Origin of the sequence: Myxococcus llanfairpwllgwyngyllgogerychwyrndrobwllllantysiliogogogochensis (assembly GCF_006636215.1) — a bacterium.
Taxonomy (GTDB): Bacteria; Myxococcota; Myxococcia; order Myxococcales; family Myxococcaceae; genus Myxococcus; species Myxococcus llanfairpwllgwyngyllgogerychwyrndrobwllllantysiliogogogochensis.
The window spans coordinates 1-427 of sequence record NZ_VIFM01000831.1; the positions used below are offsets into that span (position 1 = coordinate 1).

Annotated in this window: 1 protein-coding gene; it reads left to right on the plus strand. The window is 61.6% G+C overall.

Annotated features, from left to right (window positions below; all coding sequences use genetic code 11):
- Positions 1-427 (plus strand): phage tail tape measure C-terminal domain-containing protein (locus FJV41_RS50740; protein WP_220138032.1); only part of this gene is annotated, 427 nt, incomplete at both ends.

Below are 427 nucleotides of genomic sequence, written 5' to 3' on the forward strand. Positions count from 1 at the left end.
GGCCAAGGCGAGGACCAATGTCATCGCGTCGTACGCCAACGCGCTCGATGCGAGCAACCAGGCGCTTCAGCGGCAACTGTCGACGCAAGCACAGCGCGTTGGGATGGGCGATCGAGAGTACGAGATTCAGCAGAGGATCAACGACGCCTATGCTGATCAGGCCGACAAGCTGCGTGAGCTGCAGCTACAGATGAACGCTGGCCAGATCGATCAGGAAACGTTCGAAGCGGAGAGGGCACAGCTGCTGTCCAAGACGCTTGATCGCCTGCAGTTGATCAAGGACGGGTACGACGAACTGCGGCAGGCCGAGGGCAATTGGCTGGCTGGCGCGAGCGCGGCGTGGGCGAACTATCAGCAGCAGGCCAGCAACGCAGCTCAGCAGATGGGTGATGTGGTTGGCACGGTCATTGGCGGCTTCGAAGACGCC